Genomic DNA, 17,347 nt, shown 5'->3' with positions numbered 1-17,347 from the left:
TTCCGTTCGCCAACAGAACAGGGCACGCAAAGGGCTATGAGTGCCCAGTGGACGGTGACTGGAGCAGGAAGTGTGCTTCTCGGACAGAGTGGTGTGGGACCGCGGATTACTTCTGCAACGATTGGTAGGGTCGTCGATTACGCCGAAAAAGATGTCAATAATATGGGTTCAGCCATGGCTCCAGCGGTTGCAGACACAATTCTTAACCACCTCACTGATTTACAGCGTAAACCAGCTGATTACGATTTGATAGCTTCTGGAGATTTGGGAGCGGTTGGATTAGCACTGGCAGGGGAAGTCCTTAAAAAAAGCGGCCTAGATATGGGAGCCGGATTTACTGATTGTGGAGTTATGATTTTTGATGCCAATCAGGATGTTCATGCAGGAGGTAGTGGATGTGGCTGTTCAGCGGTAGTTTTTGCTGGAGATATCATGCAAAGGATTAAAGGCGGAGGGTTAAAGCGAGTCATGTTAGTGGGCAGTGGAGCCTTACATAGCCCAACGTCCGCCCTGCAAGGAGAATCTATTCCTGGTATTGGGCATGCTGTAGTTATTGAGGCATGAAAGGAGTGATACGTATGTTTGATATGATAATTCCAGCTTTTATTGTTGGTGGGGCGATTTGTGTAATCGGACAACTTTTGATGGATTTAACCAAACCGGCCTTCACCCCAGCCCATGTTCTTGTCGCGTTTGTTACTGGCGGAGCGATTCTTGGGGCGTTAGGGCTGTATGAGCCTTTGGTAAAAATAGGAGGGGCTGGGGCCACGATTCCCTTATCCGGTTTTGGATATTCCCTTGCCAAGGGAGCCATGGAGGCAGTTGGAGAACGAGGGCTTATAGGGGCTTTATCCGGGGGAATTGAAGCAACCGCCGTAGGAATTGCAGCAGCAGTGTTTTTTGGATATCTAATGTCTGTTACGTTTAGCCCCAAAGGATAAAGTCGTTTTTTATGCACGCGTTATAGGGTTAGGCCGACGGGGGAGGAGCGTTTTCTGCACGCGTCTGCACGTTACGCCGCTGCCGAGCTAAACAGTTCGCGAGCGCGCCAAACCTCTGGGTTGGATGAATGTCCGCCGCTCCTTGCCATCCTGTAAGAGGGCTAATACGTGCGAAGACAGTGTCTTCGGGCGATGCTCTACCTCAAACATCGTGTTTGAGTCATGGACAAGTCCCGCTGGCGCGCTGCGAAGACGCGAACCGTCGGCGCTCGTCTGGACCGCGGCTCCACTAAAGCATCCGCTTAGCAGAAAACGCTCCTTTGGGGTAGGGATGTGGAGAGTGAATGTAGTCGCTTTTACTGAAAGGCACTCCTCGGGGCTAGGACATGTAATCGCTCTGCAGAAGACCTCCTGGGGTTTGGTCATAGTCTTCGAAACTTGAACCTTGACTAAGTAGGATTAGTCACTGCAAAATTGGGATTCTAAGGGGGTGTATGAATTGGGTGATAATTCAAGTGAGAAAAATGTTCCGGTGAGTAAGAACTATCAAGAAAATGTTGATTACCTAAACCGGGAACTAGGGGTTCCTGATTGTTTCGACATTGTTCTGCGGGAGATGTCCATTGGTGGTAAGAGAATCGCAATTTACTCAGTCAATGGAATGGTTGACACGCATGTAGCCAGTTATATTTTAGATGCTTTAATTGATTTGGAACGTTCTGACTTAATTGTTAATGCCTTGGATAGATTAGTGAAAGGGCGCATTGTCAATTTACAGGTTTCTGAAGTCCAAACGATGGACAAGGTGTTCTATTTTGTTTTGTCAGGCCCAATGGCAATCTTTGTCGAGGGACAAGAAAAGGCCATCATTGTTGACGCTAGGACGTATCCTTCTCGTCAGCCCCAGGAACCAGATATTGAGCGCGTAACCCGAGGATCTCGTGACGGATTCACAGAGACCCTAGTAATGAACACAGCTTTAATTCGCCGGCGCTTACGTGACCCAAAACTGCGTATGAAATTAGTTCAAGTTGGAGGACGCTCCAAAACAGATGTGTGCATTACTTACATCGAAGATATTACCAATCCAGATATGGTCAATAAAATTCACAAGGATCTTCAAGGAATTAAAATCGATGGGATTCCCATGGCCGAAAAAAGTGTTGAGGAATTTATCCTGGGAAGTAAATTCTGGAATCCTTATCCGCGTGTGCGCTATACTGAACGTCCCGATGTTGCTGCTATTCATCTGCTGGAGGGACATGTCATTATCATTGTCGATACTTCTCCCTCGGTTATGATTGCGCCGGTTACGTTTTGGAGCCATGTTCAGCATGCGGAAGAATATCGACAAGAACCGATTGTAGGTGCCTATTTACGTTGGATACGGTTTGCTGGTATCTTTGCTGCTCTCTTTCTGCTTCCGCTATGGCTAGGCGCGGCCTTAAATCCTCAATTACTGCCGGATTGGCTTCAGTTTATCGGCGTTACCAAACCAGCGAAAATTTCCTTACTTGTGCAGGTACTGGTGGCTGAGTTTGGTGTAGACCTTTTGCGAATGGGGACCATTCATACCCCAGGTCCCTTGGGAACAGCTTTGGGTTTGATTGCCGCCTTTATGCTTGGGGATATCGCAGTTAAAGTTGGGCTATTTTCTCCTGAGGTGGTTATGTATGTAGCTATTGCTGCTGTGGGAACCTTTGCGACTCCCAGCTATGAATTAGGCTTGGCCAATCGACTTGCGCGGTTATTTATTATTATTATGACAGGCCTGTTTAACTTCATAGGCTTCGGGATTGGTGCGGTTCTCGTGCTCTTTCTCTTATGGCGGACAAAATCGTTTGGCGTGCCTTATCTATGGCCCCTCATACCCTTAAATATTAAAGCCCTAGGGTCAATTATGATGCGCTCTCCAGTTCCTATTAATAATCAGCGCCCTAGTTTTCTAAAAGCACAAGATCAAGACCGTCAGCCGAAGGGCGGCGGCAAATAGAATTGGAAGGATGCCAGTAGAGTGAAAATAGGGTTTCCGCGGGCACTTTTTTATTTTGATTATTTCCCTTTCTGGGCTGGGTTTTTTCATCGCCTGAATATTGAGGTAGTGACCTCCCCAGCCACACATCGCCAAATCATGGAACAAGGTTTAAAGAAAGCAAGTGACGAAACGTGTCTACCACTGAAGCTGCTTGCAGGGCATATCCAGGCGTTAAAAGATGTCGATGCTATTTTCCTGCCACGTATGGTTAGTGTTGAGCCAGATACTTACACCTGCCCAAAATTCTTGGGCATTCCCGAGAGCCTATTTCCTGCAGTTCCCTCAGGAATCCCTGTCCTTACTGTAGTTTTAAATTGGCGAAAAGGTAAACGCCAGGTCCTAAAAGACCTGCAGGTATTTGGCCGTCAACTTGGCAAGAACAAGGCGGAGATTCGTAAGGCCTTTACCCTTGGTCAAGAATGGCAAAAGCGGTATCAAGATTCAATGGGGGCAGGGTGGGATTTTGAGGAGAGCATTCGGGAGATTGAGCGTGCCCAAAAGGGCTTAAAGGATTCTGCAAGTCCGCCTGAATGTGGGCGGGGGCAGGGCGCTAGGACTTCAACATCTGCGGTCTCATTAAAGGAGCAGAACACTGATCGCCTGAGAATTGCTTTAGTTGGACATTCTTACCTAACGCAAGAATCTTATGCGAACTTGAATCTGCTTGGTCGCCTCCGGGAGAAAACGGAAGTACAATTGGTTCAACACGTTAGTCAAGAAGACGTAGAAAGTCATTTGCTGGGGCTAAGAAAAAAGTTGTTTTGGAATCACGCTAAACAAATCTTTGGTTCAGGAAATAAGTTTGTCAGAGATCACGAAATTGACGGGATTATCTATCTATCCTGTTTTGGATGTGGGACAGACTCCATGGTTCAAGAACTTCTGGCTTGGAAAGCTAGGGAACAACATAAACCTTATATGGTGGTTACTCTAGACGAACACAGCGGTGAGGCTGGCCTTGTCACTCGGCTTGAAGCCTTTCTGGATATGGTCGAAAGGAGGAGGGTCCATGAAGGTTACGTTTCCACATATGGGGAACGCCTGGATCGTGATTCAAACACTCTTTGAATCACTCAATGTTGAGGTGGTGGTCCCACCAACTAACAGTAAACGAACCTTAAATCTGGGTACAAGGTTATCACCAGAATCCGCCTGTTTGCCTTTGAAATTAAATCTTGGTAATTATATCGAAGCGGCTGACGAAGGGGCAGATACAATTGTGATCACAGGAGGGATTGGTCCTTGTCGATTTGGTTATTATGGAGAAATGGAACGGCAGATCCTGCAGAGTGCAGGGTATAATTACGATGTAGTTACTCTTGAGCCGCCCAATGGAAGCTTACTTGGACTGGCTAAACGGATCCGTTATTTAGCTGGAACGAACAACTCATGGGCCCAAATCATAAAAGCTTTGAGATTTGCCTATCTAAAAAGTGTCGCTTTGGATCAAGTCGAAGATTTGATCCATGCTGCTCGACCAAGACTCCCCAATTCGATGGAAACAGAAAAGATTTATGAAGATGCTAAAAAACTCCTGGCGCAAACAATGACGGTTAAAGGAGTTCAGGAGACCGTTCGTTGGGTAAAAGAAAGTATTCGTGAAAGCCAAGAGAAGGTAGATACTCCTTCTGAAGGGTTTAACAAACCACTCCGGATAGGGATTATTGGTGAGATCTACACGATTCTTGATCCCTATACTTCATTGGGTCTAGAAGAAGAGCTTGGACGTTTAGGGGTGGAAGTAGATCGTTCTATCTATCTTTCAGGGTGGGTAGGTAATCATGTATTCCAAGGTCTGGCCCCAGGATACCGGTCCATTAAATCCTATCCAGGCCATGCCAAACCATTTTTACCTCATTTTGTAGGAGGACATGGTCAGGAAACAGTTGGAGCTGCCGTGAAATTTGCACGGGAGGGCTTTGATGGGATTATTCAGATTTTCCCTCTATCTTGCATGCCTGAGATTGTGGCAGCCAGTGTTTTACCGAGAGTTCAAGAGGCGTATAAGGTGCCGATTATGACTCTTATCGTTGATGAACATACCGGGCAAGCAGGGATGCAAACCCGTTTGGAAGCGTTTGTGGATCTATTGGAAAGACCACGCCTGCAAAGAGGAATTGGACAAACAAGAGGGGAAGTGTTCGGTGTTGGGGGAAGATAAATACTTTCTGGGCGTCGACGTTGGGTCAGTCAGTACAAATATAGTCTTGCTACGGTCGGATAATACGGTGGAAGAGGCCCTGTACTTAAGAACACAAGGGCGTCCCATGCAAACAATTCAAGAAGGAATTAAATTATTAAGAACTAAAATGAGGGATTCGGCCGAAATTGTTGGGGTCGGAACCACAGGAAGCGCACGGCAGCTTGCTGCCACCTTATTAGGGGCCGATGTTGTAAAAAATGAGATTACAGCTCATGCTGTGGCTGCTTCGCGGGTTAACCCCCAGGTGCAAACTATCCTGGAAATCGGAGGTCAAGACTCAAAAATCATCATTATCAGAGATGGAGTCGTTTCTGATTTTGCCATGAATACGGTTTGTGCAGCTGGAACTGGGTCATTTTTGGATCAGCAGGCAGCGCGGTTGAGTATTCCTATCGAGGAGTTCGGTTCGTTAGCTCTTCAAGCAAAACATCCTGTACAGATTGCTGGGCGCTGCTCTGTTTTTGCAGAATCGGATATGATTCACAAACAGCAGCTCGGGCATCCGCTTCCTGATATTTTAGCAGGGCTATGTCAGGCGATGGTGCGAAACTATCTAAATAACGTAGGCAAAAATAAAGACATTCGGGGTCCGATTTTTTTCCAAGGGGGTGTGGCTGCAAACCCCGGTATATGTAAAGCCTTTGAAAATGAGTTGGGCCAATCAATAATCGTACCTGAACATTATGATGTGATGGGCGCCTTAGGGGCAGCGTACTTAGCGCAAGAAAAAGCGGGGAGACGACCAGAAACAAGGACTGGATTTCGTGGTTTACACTTGGGCGAGACCCAATTCCAAGCTAAAAGTTTTGAATGTTCAGGGTGTGCGAATCGCTGTGAAGTTGTAGAAATCATGCAAGAAGGGATAAGTTTAGCCAGGTGGGGAGATCGCTGTGGAAAGTGGTCGACTACAGCAGGGGCTCGAACTGATGCGGGTCTAACCGAAAGTGAGGAAGAGAAACAGAGGGCTTAAACAGATCTTTATGGTAAATCGAGAGTCCAAAGTTCTTTCAGCCTTCGGCAACATTGAAGAAAGATCTCTAACGAGGTCTTTCTCTATATGCAACAAAATATATTTTGACCTTTATTAAGAAGTCTGATATACTTAAATTAATTTAATAATGCCTCATCTCTTTAGAGGTGTGGTAGAGGCGCGAATGACAAAAGTACCATGGAGGAAGTTGCGTAAACTTATGAGCCCGTGGAAAAGGGGATTTCGCCGAAGTCCAAAAATTGCGTAGTTTTTGGAACTGGGTCTGTGGTTAAGAACTGCAGGACTGTCACGTGATGTTTTAGACACGACATCGCGTGGAGAACTACTCCCAACAGGAGAAGAGGGTCATTGTTCTGTGCGCATGTACGGTAACGGAGGATTTCCTTCTGTTACCGTTTTTATTTTTTGTCCAAAAACTAACTTATAGACAAAAGGGGAGGAAGAGGAATGAGGCTGCACGGTACTCAACTAGTAAATGAGCAAGGACATTTAGAGATTGGTGGATGTGACACCGTAGAATTAGTTCAACAATTTGGAACGCCGCTATACATCATGGATGAAGCCCATATTCGGGACATTTGCCGACAGTACCACAGTTCCTTTATCGAAGGTCTGACAAATGCGGAGGTTATTTACGCTTCTAAAGCGTTTTCTACGCTGGCTATGTACAGGATTCTTGATGAAGAGGATTTAGGCATAGACATTGTATCTGGGGGAGAACTCTATACAGCCCTTCAGGCGAATTTTCCTGCTGCGCGAATTTATTTCCATGGCAATAATAAATCCCGTGAAGAGTTATCTATGGCAATTAAAGCTGGTGTTGGGCGAATTGTTGTCGACAATTTTTATGAAATGAGCATGTTAAATGATCTCGCTCAAGCAATGAATCAAAGGGTAGATGTTCTCCTCAGGGTGACACCCGGGATTGAAGCACATACGCATGAGTACATTCAAACGGGTCAGATCGATTCAAAATTTGGTTTCACATTAACTGATGGCACCGCAGATCAAGCCTTCGATTTAGCTTTATCCTTTTCGCACCTCGTTGTCAAAGGGATTCACGCTCATATCGGATCACAAATCTTTGAATTAGATTCCTTTCGGCATGAAGTTCAGATCATGATCGATTATATGGCAGATATCCATGAGCGCACAGGTTACCTTCTGCACGAGTTGAATCTCGGTGGAGGATTTGGAATTTATTACGCGTCCGGAGACGAACCTGCTCGGATTTCAGATTATGCTAAAACTGTGCAGGATGCTTTAGAGGATGCCTGTCAGAATCAGAAGTTTCCACGCCCGAAGATTATTATTGAGCCTGGTCGTTCAATTGTTGGAACAGCAGGAACCACGCTGTATACAGTTGGTTCTATTAAAGAAATTCCGGGTGTACGAAAATATGTTGCTGTCGATGGAGGGATGGCAGACAATCCACGGACAGCACTTTATCAAGCGCGCTACGAGGCATTGCTGGCTAATCGCGCTAAAGAAGATGCGGAAGAGGTTGTTTCCATTACTGGCAAGTGTTGTGAGTCTGGAGATATGTTGATTTGGGATATTGATTTGCCCAAAGTCAAATCTGGAGATTTGCTGGCGGTATCTTGTACAGGTGCTTATAACTATTCTATGTCATCGAATTATAATCGACTGACACGGCCCGGGGTGGTCCTTGTGGAGGGCGGTCATGCCGATGTGATTGTAAAACGTGAAACTCATGCAGACTTGTTGCGGAATGATATTCTGCCTGCTCGGTTAAAATATTTGCAAATGGCAAGTCGGTAAAATGTCTAAAAGGGTCCGTGAGCGTTGTTTGACGTTCACGGACCCTCTTTTGTTTCTTTATACTTGCGATAAGTTACATTCGGACCGCGGACCTTGATATTGCCGTTTTTTGTGGGCGAACAATCATAAGATCAAGTGCAACCAATATAAGAGTTGCAATTAGAATGAGGGCTAACCCATTAGAGGCAACTATCGGCGCATAAGTGGCGTTAGGAAGAGAATAGGCGTAAGGCAGTGGCGAAGGAATTGTAGGTCCAGGTAAAGATGAATAATAAGGATAAGATTGGGGATGGAATTGAGGACGAATGGGCATTGGGGCTCCAACCGTGTATTGAGATTGGTTATTATAGGGTGAAGGACGGTTGACATATAAACCATTTGCTGATGAAGCGGTAGTTGGAAGAGTAGTATAATAAGTGGGAGTGGAAAGCGTAGTATTTTGATGGAAAAGTAGAGGACTTCGTAGTACTGGGGCATATACACGGGGCCCATGGTTCAATGTCGGTCTCCCCTTTCTTGTACTGTCAGAAAGTATAAACTTGCGTTATATACTGCAAGAAGGGCTAATACGTGCGAAGACAGTGCTGCAAGAAGGTTTAACCCGTGCGAAGACAGTGTCTTCGTCGTCTAAGCATAAGGGCAACTAGGCAGCCGCCTTCGCCAGAGGCTTGTCGCCAGCCAAGTTTTCTTTAAAAATCACCCGCCTTAACAAGCAAAGATTGCTTAATTCATATCGAAGAGAATGTTTGCTATTTGAATACAGCCTCAAACTTGTTGTTATTGGGGATCGGAAGAAGAGGAAGGATATTCCTTGGCATTGAACCTGTGTTTACGAAAGAGCCCAACAAATTCAGTTTCTGGTGCCCAAGCTTCATTTTCGTGAAGAGTCTCAGGAGGCTCCGAGTGGGACAATTTTTGGGTACGGAAGAATCTACTCATAAGATTGACTGATGTCAGTGCGGGTTGAAAATTTTTTGGAGTATCCTCTTGATAATCGTTGGAAAGGGTTATATCTTGTTCTGGGTTAATGTCGATTTCTTCAGTTGTATTATTTCTTGAAAGTATTTTTTTCAGAAAATCCATACAAGTTCCTCCTTTATACTGGTAGTATATGTAAAATATAACTGTAGTGCTACCAGTGGATCAAAAACATGGGAAAGAATGGAAAACGGTGATTTAGATTCATAAAAGTCCTATCTTTATGAGGGTGTTTTTACTAAATATTTCAATTTTGAAATTCGAATATTTCATTCAAAATTGTTTGATGCTATAGAAAAGAAGTTTTGAATGGAGTGGACTCGGATGCAGGGAAATAAATATGACGGCAGGACGATTTCCCGGATCTTTAAGGCTTATAAAAAAATTATGCAGTTCTCTTTTCTACTGTGTGTCGGCTTAGTTTTGGGTGCTATTCTTGCGAGTCCTGTTACGGGAGATAAAAAACCCATGCTGCTTGCAAATGAGCAGGAGGAGGGAGAATCAAGTAAAATTACAGAGGAGGCTCATGTAGAGACAAGCGGAAAAAATGATCCAATAGCAGATAATGTTAAGGATTCTTCTAAAGAGCCCACCCCCGAGGCCACGCCACCTACACCTATCCCTACGCCTAACCCTGTCCCTGTCCCTACGCCAATACTTCCCCCCGCACCTAACTCAACCTTTGAGAAATATCGTTTTACGGTGCTTTTAGTCGGAGTGGATCGACGACCAGATGAAACATCGCTTAGCAACACGGACACGCTATTGGTAGCCAGTGTAAATACTGAAAACGGTAAAATAGCACTTATTTCGATTCCTCGAGATACTCAAGTGATTATTCCCGGTTATGGAAAAAACAAAATTAATGCAGCTGCACGAGTCGGCAAAGGACTTAATACGACTATAGCTTTAGTCGAAGGTTTGATTGACCAGCCTATTGACGGCTACGTTCTTACGAATTTTACAGGGTTTAAATCGATTATTGATACCCTGGGAGGAATAACTGTCAACGTCGAAAAAGATATGCATTATGTAACGGGGGATGTGTCAGATGGCGTGATTAACCTTTCAAAGGGAACACAACGTTTAAATGGAACACAGGCCTTGCAATATGCAAGGTTTCGTCATGATGCCTTAGCTGACATATCGCGGACAGTACGGCAACAGACAGTCCTGAAAGCCATGGGAAAGGAATTCATGAAAGTCAAAACTATTACTAAATTGCCTTGGCTTATCCCTCAAATACAAAAATCTGTAGAAACTAATCTTTCGTTAGCTCAATTATGGTCGCTGGCGAATATCTTTCTACGGTTTGAAAAGCCTGAGATCTCATCTCAAACCCTACCAGGCAATTTTCTTATTGAAAACGATATCAGTTACTGGAAAGTTAACCCTCGGAGGTCTCGCGATGTGACCAAACGTCTTTTGGAAGAGGGAAAGACGAGTTCAGTGTTCTTTAACGCCGATGTTAATTCAACGATAGCGAAGTAAGAAAAAACTCTGTGTTACAGACAAGGGCGTGTCTCATCGGAATCTCTCTAAGAGGTCAAGTGTAAAGTGTGTAAGGTCAGGTAGAACCAGGTCGGCATCATAAAGTGTTTGGCGTGTTGCGGCGGCAGTATTGGGGACTCCGATGCACCATAGACCGGCAGCTTTTGCTGATTGTACACCAACATCCGCATCTTCAAAAACTACCCCTTCGAGCGGGGAGATTTTTAAACGTTCGGCGGTCAGGCGGTACGGTTCAGGGTTTGGTTTACCATGTCGCACGTCTTCTCCACATACCGTTATATCAAAGGAATCCAAAAGGCCTAATCGTTCTAATACCATCTCAACCCTTGGACGGGACCCTGAAGAGGTTAAGGCTAAGCCAAAGCCGTGAGCTTGTAATGAATTGATTGTTTCAAAGACACCAGGCATCGGTTGGAGTATCTCGTCAATCATCATGTCCGCAAATAGAGCTTGTTTGCGTAAAATCATCTCGGATAAAGGCGCAGGGAGTTCTAGTTCTTGTTTAATCCGTTCTAAAATATCATTTTCTCGAAGCCCGGAGGATTTAAATCGGAGGCCCTCAGAAAGGCTATCAAAAGAATGACCATAATCACTGCAGATTTGACGTTCTGCGGCTTTATGAATTTTCTCGAGATCAATAATGAGTTCATCGAGATCAAAAATAGCGGCTCGAATCATTTGTTGCAATTCCCCTTTCGATACGAAAGTTATTAACCTTGAAGTTATTAGTAAAGTGTAACGTTGATTAGACCAAAACACGAGGAATCGTGCTCCTGATATGTTATAGTATATAGATTGAAAATTTTACAATAAATATCCCAAACGAAGGGAAACGTTATTTAATGGAAGAATACTTTATTGGTCTAAACGGTTTAGAAACTATCAGGGGACAAGAGACGCAATCTAGAGGAGTGGAGGCAGGTTTTAAGTTCTTTGTACTGGGACTTGAAAAATGGAATGAGATTCCCCCCTTGTTGCCGGATCATATCCAACTGGCGGAATGGATTGAAGGCTTGCGCGCGCGCGAAGCAGATGAATCAAAAGGGAAATCTAAAGAAGCCTCTTTAATTTTCCGTCCGCATATTGATCGATTGAGCCCTAACATTCATTATATTTGTTTTCGAGATATTGATGAACAACGGAAAGAGCGTCCGATTCGTTTCTTTCTCACTTCGGAGGTCTTTATTTTGCTGGGATGGAACGGGTTTTCGCCAGAACGTCTGGATGAATGGGCCCAACGAGGTATTCTGACGATTCCCTTGGAGTTGGCATGCACTTTAGGCTTAAGGTTATTACGTCATCATCAAAAAAACCTAGAAATTATCGAAGACCAAATGGACCTAATAGAAGAGGAAATTCTGATTGCTCCTCGTTCTTGGCAACTTAACCGGATTATCACCTTGCACCGTCGTGTACTGGGGTTAAAACGATCCTTGAAGGCTCATCAAGGTGTGTTTGCTCAGTTAAAAAACATTACAAAAGTAAAGTATGGAGATCTCCATGAAGAATTAATGCTTGAGATGAAGCGCGCTATCGATAATATTTACCAAACTCATGAAATGATTGAGAGTTTGAGAGAGGCGTATCAAGCGGCGACTGATAACCATGCCAATGATATTATGAAGCTGCTGACGCTTTTAGCTACCATTCTGTTGCCGATTAATCTGTTGACTAGTTTCTTTGGGATGAATTTTGAAGTTATGCCGTTAATTCATACTACTTATGGCATTGTCATTTTTTACACCTTATCAGCGCTCATTGTAATGGTAGTCATGGCTTATTTTATAAAGAAAAAGTGGTTGAAATAACAGTGATTTTCGCTTGCCATTTAAATCAAACAGTTATATACTATATAAGATTGTTAGAAGGCAGATTTTTGGAGGGTGGACATTGGATAAGCTACTTGAAAAGTTGAAAGAATACTTACACATGGAAACTGAAATTCCTTTCGAGGAGTTTTCGGAGTATTACCGCAATCTAATTGCAGAACTTAACCAAACGTTCAGTGACCTGGATAAAGAAAACCGCGTAAAAGCTCTTTACATTTGTTCCATTGTACAGTCCAATGCAGATGCTAGAGCAAAAGAGAGTAAAGTTAATGCTAAAACGTTTAAAAAAATAAGTGCAAAATGTGCTTTCTGGTCCGATGCAATCAAGTTTAATTTAGGTAAAGACGGGATGTCTGCCGAAGAGATTGAACATGCAACGGAAGAAATTAACGACAGTATCTAGTCAAAGAGATTCTCCTTAAAAATAGGACATCAAGCCTTTTCAGGTTTGGTGTTTTTTTATTTTCTAGTTCGAGTTTCTGGATATAAGTCTTAATTCTAAGATCGATTTAAGGGTCACTACTGAGGACAGCTAACTAGGTGGGTTGTATAAATTTTTTTATAGTTACCTGAAACATTTAACCCCACTTAACCGTAATAGGAATGTAGACAAAAACTAAGCAATAGTTATAGGAGGAACAAACATGACAGAAAGATTATACCGTTCGGCACGCGAGAAGATGCTCGGAGGGGTTTGTGGAGGACTTGCCGACTATTTCAGTGTCGATGTCACTCTGGTGCGACTAATTGTGCTAGTAGCTACGTTTGCCGGGGGCGTGGGCTTCTTAGCATATTTGGCTGCTTGGGCGATTATTCCAGTGAATCCTGTTGACCAGCATGGGCGTACAGAGCAGCATAATCGTGAGACTGGGGATGCTGTAAGGGAAATAGAGTCCGATATAGTTTTAACAACAAAGGGTTTGGACAGACATGAAAATCATGAGAAACGTACGAAATTTGCTGGCGGAATTTTAGTCACTTTAGGGGTTTTCTTTCTATTAGAACGTGTGCTCCCGTACTGGTTTGATATGAGCAAAATGTGGCCTCTACTTCTTATCATAATAGGCCTTGCTATTATTTGGCGGGGGGGAAGAAAATGAGACGAGCTTTTGATTCGATTAGCCGAGGGCTACTGCTAATCACAATTGGAGTTATCTTCTTCCTGCTTAATTATGGTATCTTATCCTGGAGTTTTTGGTTTCATGTTGTTGAGTTATGGCCGTTAGTCCTTATCTTGGCGGGAATTGGGTTGTTGTTTAGTCGAAGGATTCCTTTCAGCGCTGTTTTGCTCGTGTTTATTCTGAGCATGGCCGGATACTCCTTTGCCGTGGGAGATAAGCCTGTACCTTGGCGAGTGAATATACCTTTTATGAATGGTACGACAGTTACTAAGTCCTTGAACGTACCATTGCCGGCTCAAGTAAAAAAAGCTCAAGTCAACCTTAAGTTGGGGGGATCGCAGGTTCAAGTGCAGGCCTTAGATCCCGGGAACAGTGAACATGTACTCATGAATGGGAATTATCAAGGGAAGAGCGAGAATTCCGACCCGGAGCCTAACGGGTCGGAACTAAGTAGTCAACAATTAGGAGACACCTTAGCTGTCACACTTTCTACTGCCTCATTTGGAGGAAACACCGATAAGAGCAATCGGAGCGGTTTAGCGCTTAACTTATCGACCAAGGTACACTACGACTTAGATATTACGGCTGGGGCGATCAATGGAACGATTGATTTAAGACGACTTCCGGTGGAGGATCTTAAAATCAGTACTGGGGCAAGTAATTTCGAACTCCAATTTGGGGATACCGAGATTGCAACTCAAGGAAAGATTGACAGTGGTGCTTCAAAACTGACGTTAGTTGTTCCTGAAAATGTCGGGCTGAGAATTCGCTTAAATGGAGTGGCGACTAATACTAATTTTATGGGTTCAGGTTTATTGTTAGAGGATAAAAATTGGGTCAGTCCGAACTACCCTGAAGCGAAAACGAAAATCGATTTAGAGATTTCTACGGCTGCAGGAACAATTCAATTAGATCGTCCCAAGATTAATATTCAATAAGACAAAAAAGTCAAATCAATAGGAAGTTTAGCGGATAAAGAAAACTTGGCTGGCGCCCGACAACGACGAAGACACTGTCTTCGCACGGGTAAAACCTTCTTGCAGCACTGTCTTCGCACGTATTAACCCTTCTTGCAGTATTTAACGTAAGTTTATACTTTCTGATAGTAGAGCAAATGCTCTCCAGCATTTTTATTGTCGTTCAACAAGCCGAGCTACCCTTTGAAGTTGCTGTAAATAGGTCTTAGATGTTATAATTTAAAAAATAAATCCTTTAGGCATATGAAAGAAAATAACAAGTCAAAGATGCCTTGGATATTTTGCGTCAGACAAGGAGGTATGTTTACCTCATAGCAGGGCTATTAGGTGAACATGCCGATGCAGTATGACACGAAATAGACTGGCATACTGACTGGTTATTTTCTTGAATATGCCTTAATAAGGAATTTGAGGATGTAGGTATGGATATAATTTTGGCTCATCGCCAAATCGATTTTGACGCATTAGCGTCGATGGTGGCCGCCCAAAAACTTTATCCGAACAGCGTGTTGGTGATGGATGGTAAACCGAATCTTTATGTTCAAGATTTTTTGGCCCTATATAAGGATCAACTAAGGTTTCGCAAAGCTCAGGATATTAACGTGCAAGATGTTTCAAGAGTTATCTTAGTTGACACCCATGAACTGCATCGAGCCGGAACTCTGGGCGAAAAGGTCGCTCGAATTCCTCAGGTTGAGGTGGAGATTTATGATCATCATCCCTATGCTGGCAAGGTCGAACCGGGAATGGTTATTGAACCGGTTGGAGCATGTGCAACTCTCCTCGTTGAAAAGTTAGCAGGGTTTGGGTTACCCTTAAGTAGTTTTGAAGCGACGTTGATTGCCATCGGAATTTATGACGATACGGGGAGTTTATTGTTTGATAGTACCACAGTCCGTGATGTTCGAGCTGTGGCTTATTTGTTAGAACAAGGTGCGAATTTAGGGGTTATTGCTGAATATTTACGACGGCCGCTGGCTGAGGAACAAAAAGAGCTATTACAACAATTGCTTGTCCAAGGACAAACGGAATTTTTTGATGGGTTACCAGTGTATCTCTCGTATGCTGAGACTAAGGATTATGTTGGTGGTCTCGCTTTATTGGCTCACAGAGTTGGGGAATTCGAAGGTGCTGATACGCTATTTTTGTTGGTCAAGATGGAGAACCGGGTATATCTCGTAGGCCGTTCGAAAGGACGAGGGTTAGCGGTCAATGGGTTGGTACAGTTATTTGGTGGGGCAGGTCATCCGAGAGCGGCTTCTGCCACCATCAAGGACGCCGAACTGCCTGTTATCCTGAAACAGCTGCGTTCAGCTATTCAGGGCCGTGCTAAACGACCTCACCTGGCTCGGGATATGATGAGTTTTCCAGTTAAGACAGTCTCGCCCGATACGAAGTTAGGCGAGGTAGAACAAATTCTATTGCGTTATGGGCACACAGGAGTTCCTGTCACTGTGGATGAGCGTTTAGTGGGAATTATTTCGCGGCGAGATGTCGATAAGGCGATTAAACATGGTCTGCAACACGCGCCAGTGAAGGGTTTTATGACCACAAGGGTGACTACGGTGGATGTAGAGGCACCTTTAGATGAAGTTCAGCGTCTGATGGTTTTGCACGATATTGGGCGCCTTCCGGTGATTGAAGAGGGTAATCTTGTTGGCATTGTCTCACGGTCCGATGTTTTGCGTCTCGTTCATGGCAGCGCAGTTCCTATTGAAACGCAACTTGCTCGAGAACGCAGTGTCGCAATGCGTCAAGATATTCTGGATTTGATGGAACGCTTACCGAAAGAGGTACAGAATCTCGTTGAAGCGGTACGAGATACCGCGGAGGAAGAAGAGTGTGCCGTTTATATAGTAGGGGGGTTTGTCAGAGATTTACTCCTGAGTTTCCCTACTCAGGATTTAGACTTTGTCATTGAAGGAAACGGTGGTCAATTTGCCCGGGCCTTGATGCAGCATATTCCCAATGGAAAGATCACCCAACACGAAAAGTTTGGAACAGCCCAGATTGTTTTCCCTGATGGGAGCCATCTAGACATAGCTAGTACGCGGTGGGAATATTATTCCTTTCCTGGAGCCCTTCCTCAAGTCGAGGAATCTTGTCTGCGGGAGGACTTGTTTCGGCGTGATTTTACGATTAATTCCATGGCAATTTGCTTGAACACGGACCGTTTTGGAGAACTTGTGGATTATTATGGTGGTAAACGGGATTTACAGCAAGGTTTAATTCGTTTTCTACATAATATTAGCTTCATTGATGATCCTACGCGTATGTTAAGGGCAATACGTTTTGCCGAACGTTATCATTTTAATTTAGCCAAAGAAACCTTTGAAGCCTTATATACTGCGATAGACACAGGCGTCCTTTCGACACTCAGCAATGAACGTTTTACAGAAGAAATCCTGCTCATTTTTAACGAAAAAAATTATCTCGATATGGGTCAGACTTTAATTAGGAGCGGTTTGTTCAAAGCGTGGTTTGGGAAGGATTATGATTGGAACTTTGACATAGAAGATGTTCAAAACAGCGCCAATTGGCCTTTACACGTGCGTTGGTTAATTGCTGTTTCTAAAATGGACACGGCAAGTATTATGAATGTGCTTGACCGTGTATGCTTTAGTCGACCACTTAGAGATGTAACCATGACCTTTGTACATCTGCGTGAGTCCTTAGCGAAGCCATTGACTTTAAATGAGATGGATCAACTGCTTAACAAAATCCCAAAGGAAGTCTTGTTGGTTTTAGCTCGAGATGAACGTTTTAAGCAAATGATTACGGAATATCTGGAGGCCTGTCAAAAGATTAATATGTCCATAGATGGAAAAACTTTGATTAAGATGGGTATTAAACAGGGGCCAGTAATCGGAGAAATCCTTGATCAAGTGCGCCAGGCTTGGCTTCAAGGCCGGATTCACACTTTGGAAGAAGAGCAGGCAATAGTAAGCCAGTGGGTTAGTTCCCGCCGTTAGAAGGAG

14 protein-coding genes, 1 pseudogene and 1 riboswitch are annotated in these 17,347 nt (G+C 44.0%); of the genes and pseudogenes, 13 read left to right on the top strand and 2 right to left on the bottom strand.

Annotation, left to right across the window (positions count from 1 at the left end; all coding sequences use genetic code 11):
• The 7 genes and pseudogenes from DOT_RS05880 to lysA all read left to right on the top strand — a co-directional run.
• Positions 1–564: pseudogene (locus DOT_RS05880) on the top strand (stage V sporulation protein AD); the annotation flags it as partial.
• 14 nt (positions 565–578) lie between these two features.
• Positions 579–941, top strand: a complete 363-nt coding sequence (gene spoVAE, locus DOT_RS05875) for a stage V sporulation protein AE (RefSeq protein WP_009615442.1) — start codon at positions 579–581, stop codon at positions 939–941.
• A gap of 499 nt (positions 942–1,440) precedes the next feature.
• Positions 1,441–2,934: a spore germination protein gene (locus DOT_RS05870; protein ID WP_009615441.1), complete on the top strand. Its 1,494-nt coding sequence runs from the start codon at positions 1,441–1,443 to the stop codon at positions 2,932–2,934.
• Between the two features lie 21 nt (positions 2,935–2,955).
• Entirely contained in the window at positions 2,956–4,044 is a 1,089-nt protein-coding gene (locus DOT_RS05865) for an acyl-CoA dehydratase activase-related protein (protein ID WP_009615440.1), read from the top strand.
• Complete coding sequence (locus tag DOT_RS05860) at positions 3,986–5,137, top strand: CoA protein activase (protein ID WP_040411359.1); 1,152 nt, start codon at positions 3,986–3,988, stop codon at positions 5,135–5,137. Before DOT_RS05865 ends, DOT_RS05860 begins: the two co-directional genes overlap by 59 nt.
• The gene (locus DOT_RS05855; protein WP_085930975.1) at positions 5,124–6,149 is read left to right on the top strand and encodes an acyl-CoA dehydratase activase; all 1,026 of its coding nucleotides are present in this window, start codon (positions 5,124–5,126) and stop codon (positions 6,147–6,149) included. Before DOT_RS05860 ends, DOT_RS05855 begins: the two co-directional genes overlap by 14 nt.
• 165 nt (positions 6,150–6,314) lie before the next feature.
• A riboswitch (Lysine riboswitch) is annotated at positions 6,315–6,503 on the top strand.
• 114 nt (positions 6,504–6,617) lie between these two features.
• On the top strand, positions 6,618–7,952 hold the full coding sequence (lysA, locus tag DOT_RS05850) for a diaminopimelate decarboxylase (RefSeq protein WP_009615436.1): 1,335 nt from the start codon (positions 6,618–6,620) through the stop codon (positions 7,950–7,952).
• Positions 7,953–8,729: 777 nt separating this feature from the next.
• Here lysA and DOT_RS05845 read toward each other — a convergent pair.
• Positions 8,730–9,035, bottom strand: a complete 306-nt coding sequence (locus DOT_RS05845; protein WP_009615433.1) for a hypothetical protein — start codon at positions 9,033–9,035, stop codon at positions 8,730–8,732.
• A gap of 219 nt (positions 9,036–9,254) precedes the next feature.
• Between DOT_RS05845 and DOT_RS05840 the strand changes: the two genes are divergently transcribed.
• The gene (locus DOT_RS05840; RefSeq protein WP_040411356.1) at positions 9,255–10,421 is read left to right on the top strand and encodes an LCP family protein; all 1,167 of its coding nucleotides are present in this window, start codon (positions 9,255–9,257) and stop codon (positions 10,419–10,421) included.
• 33 nt (positions 10,422–10,454) lie between these two features.
• On the opposite strand, the gene DOT_RS05835 is transcribed toward DOT_RS05840, so the two are convergent.
• The gene (locus DOT_RS05835; RefSeq protein ID WP_009615426.1) at positions 10,455–11,120 is read right to left on the bottom strand and encodes an HAD family phosphatase; all 666 of its coding nucleotides are present in this window, start codon (positions 11,118–11,120) and stop codon (positions 10,455–10,457) included.
• A gap of 164 nt (positions 11,121–11,284) precedes the next feature.
• Here DOT_RS05835 and DOT_RS05830 point away from each other — a divergent pair, with 164 nt between their 5' ends.
• From DOT_RS05830 to DOT_RS05810, 5 genes are all read left to right on the top strand, one after another.
• Positions 11,285–12,250 carry a CorA family divalent cation transporter gene (locus DOT_RS05830; protein WP_009615424.1) on the top strand — a complete coding sequence of 322 codons (966 nt, stop codon included), beginning with the start codon at positions 11,285–11,287 and terminating at the stop codon, positions 12,248–12,250.
• Positions 12,251–12,332: 82 nt separating this feature from the next.
• Positions 12,333–12,674: a hypothetical protein gene (locus DOT_RS05825; protein WP_009615422.1), complete on the top strand. Its 342-nt coding sequence runs from the start codon at positions 12,333–12,335 to the stop codon at positions 12,672–12,674.
• Between the two features lie 241 nt (positions 12,675–12,915).
• Positions 12,916–13,371 (top strand): PspC domain-containing protein, encoded by a 456-nt coding sequence (locus DOT_RS05820; RefSeq protein ID WP_009615420.1) that lies wholly within the window; start codon positions 12,916–12,918, stop codon positions 13,369–13,371.
• The gene (locus DOT_RS05815) at positions 13,368–14,330 is read left to right on the top strand and encodes a DUF5668 domain-containing protein (RefSeq protein ID WP_009615418.1); all 963 of its coding nucleotides are present in this window, start codon (positions 13,368–13,370) and stop codon (positions 14,328–14,330) included. The genes DOT_RS05820 and DOT_RS05815 overlap by 4 nt, the downstream gene beginning before the upstream one ends.
• 461 nt (positions 14,331–14,791) lie before the next feature.
• Positions 14,792–17,341, top strand: coding sequence for a CBS domain-containing protein (locus tag DOT_RS05810; protein ID WP_009615416.1), 2,550 nt, complete (start codon positions 14,792–14,794; stop codon positions 17,339–17,341).
• Positions 17,342–17,347 lie beyond the last annotated feature (6 nt).

Origin of the sequence: Desulfosporosinus sp. OT (assembly GCF_000224515.1) — a bacterium.
Taxonomy (GTDB): Bacteria; Bacillota; Desulfitobacteriia; order Desulfitobacteriales; family Desulfitobacteriaceae; genus Desulfosporosinus.
The sequence above is the reverse complement of the archived record's forward strand: the minus strand, read 5'-3'. Positions and strand labels throughout refer to the sequence as shown.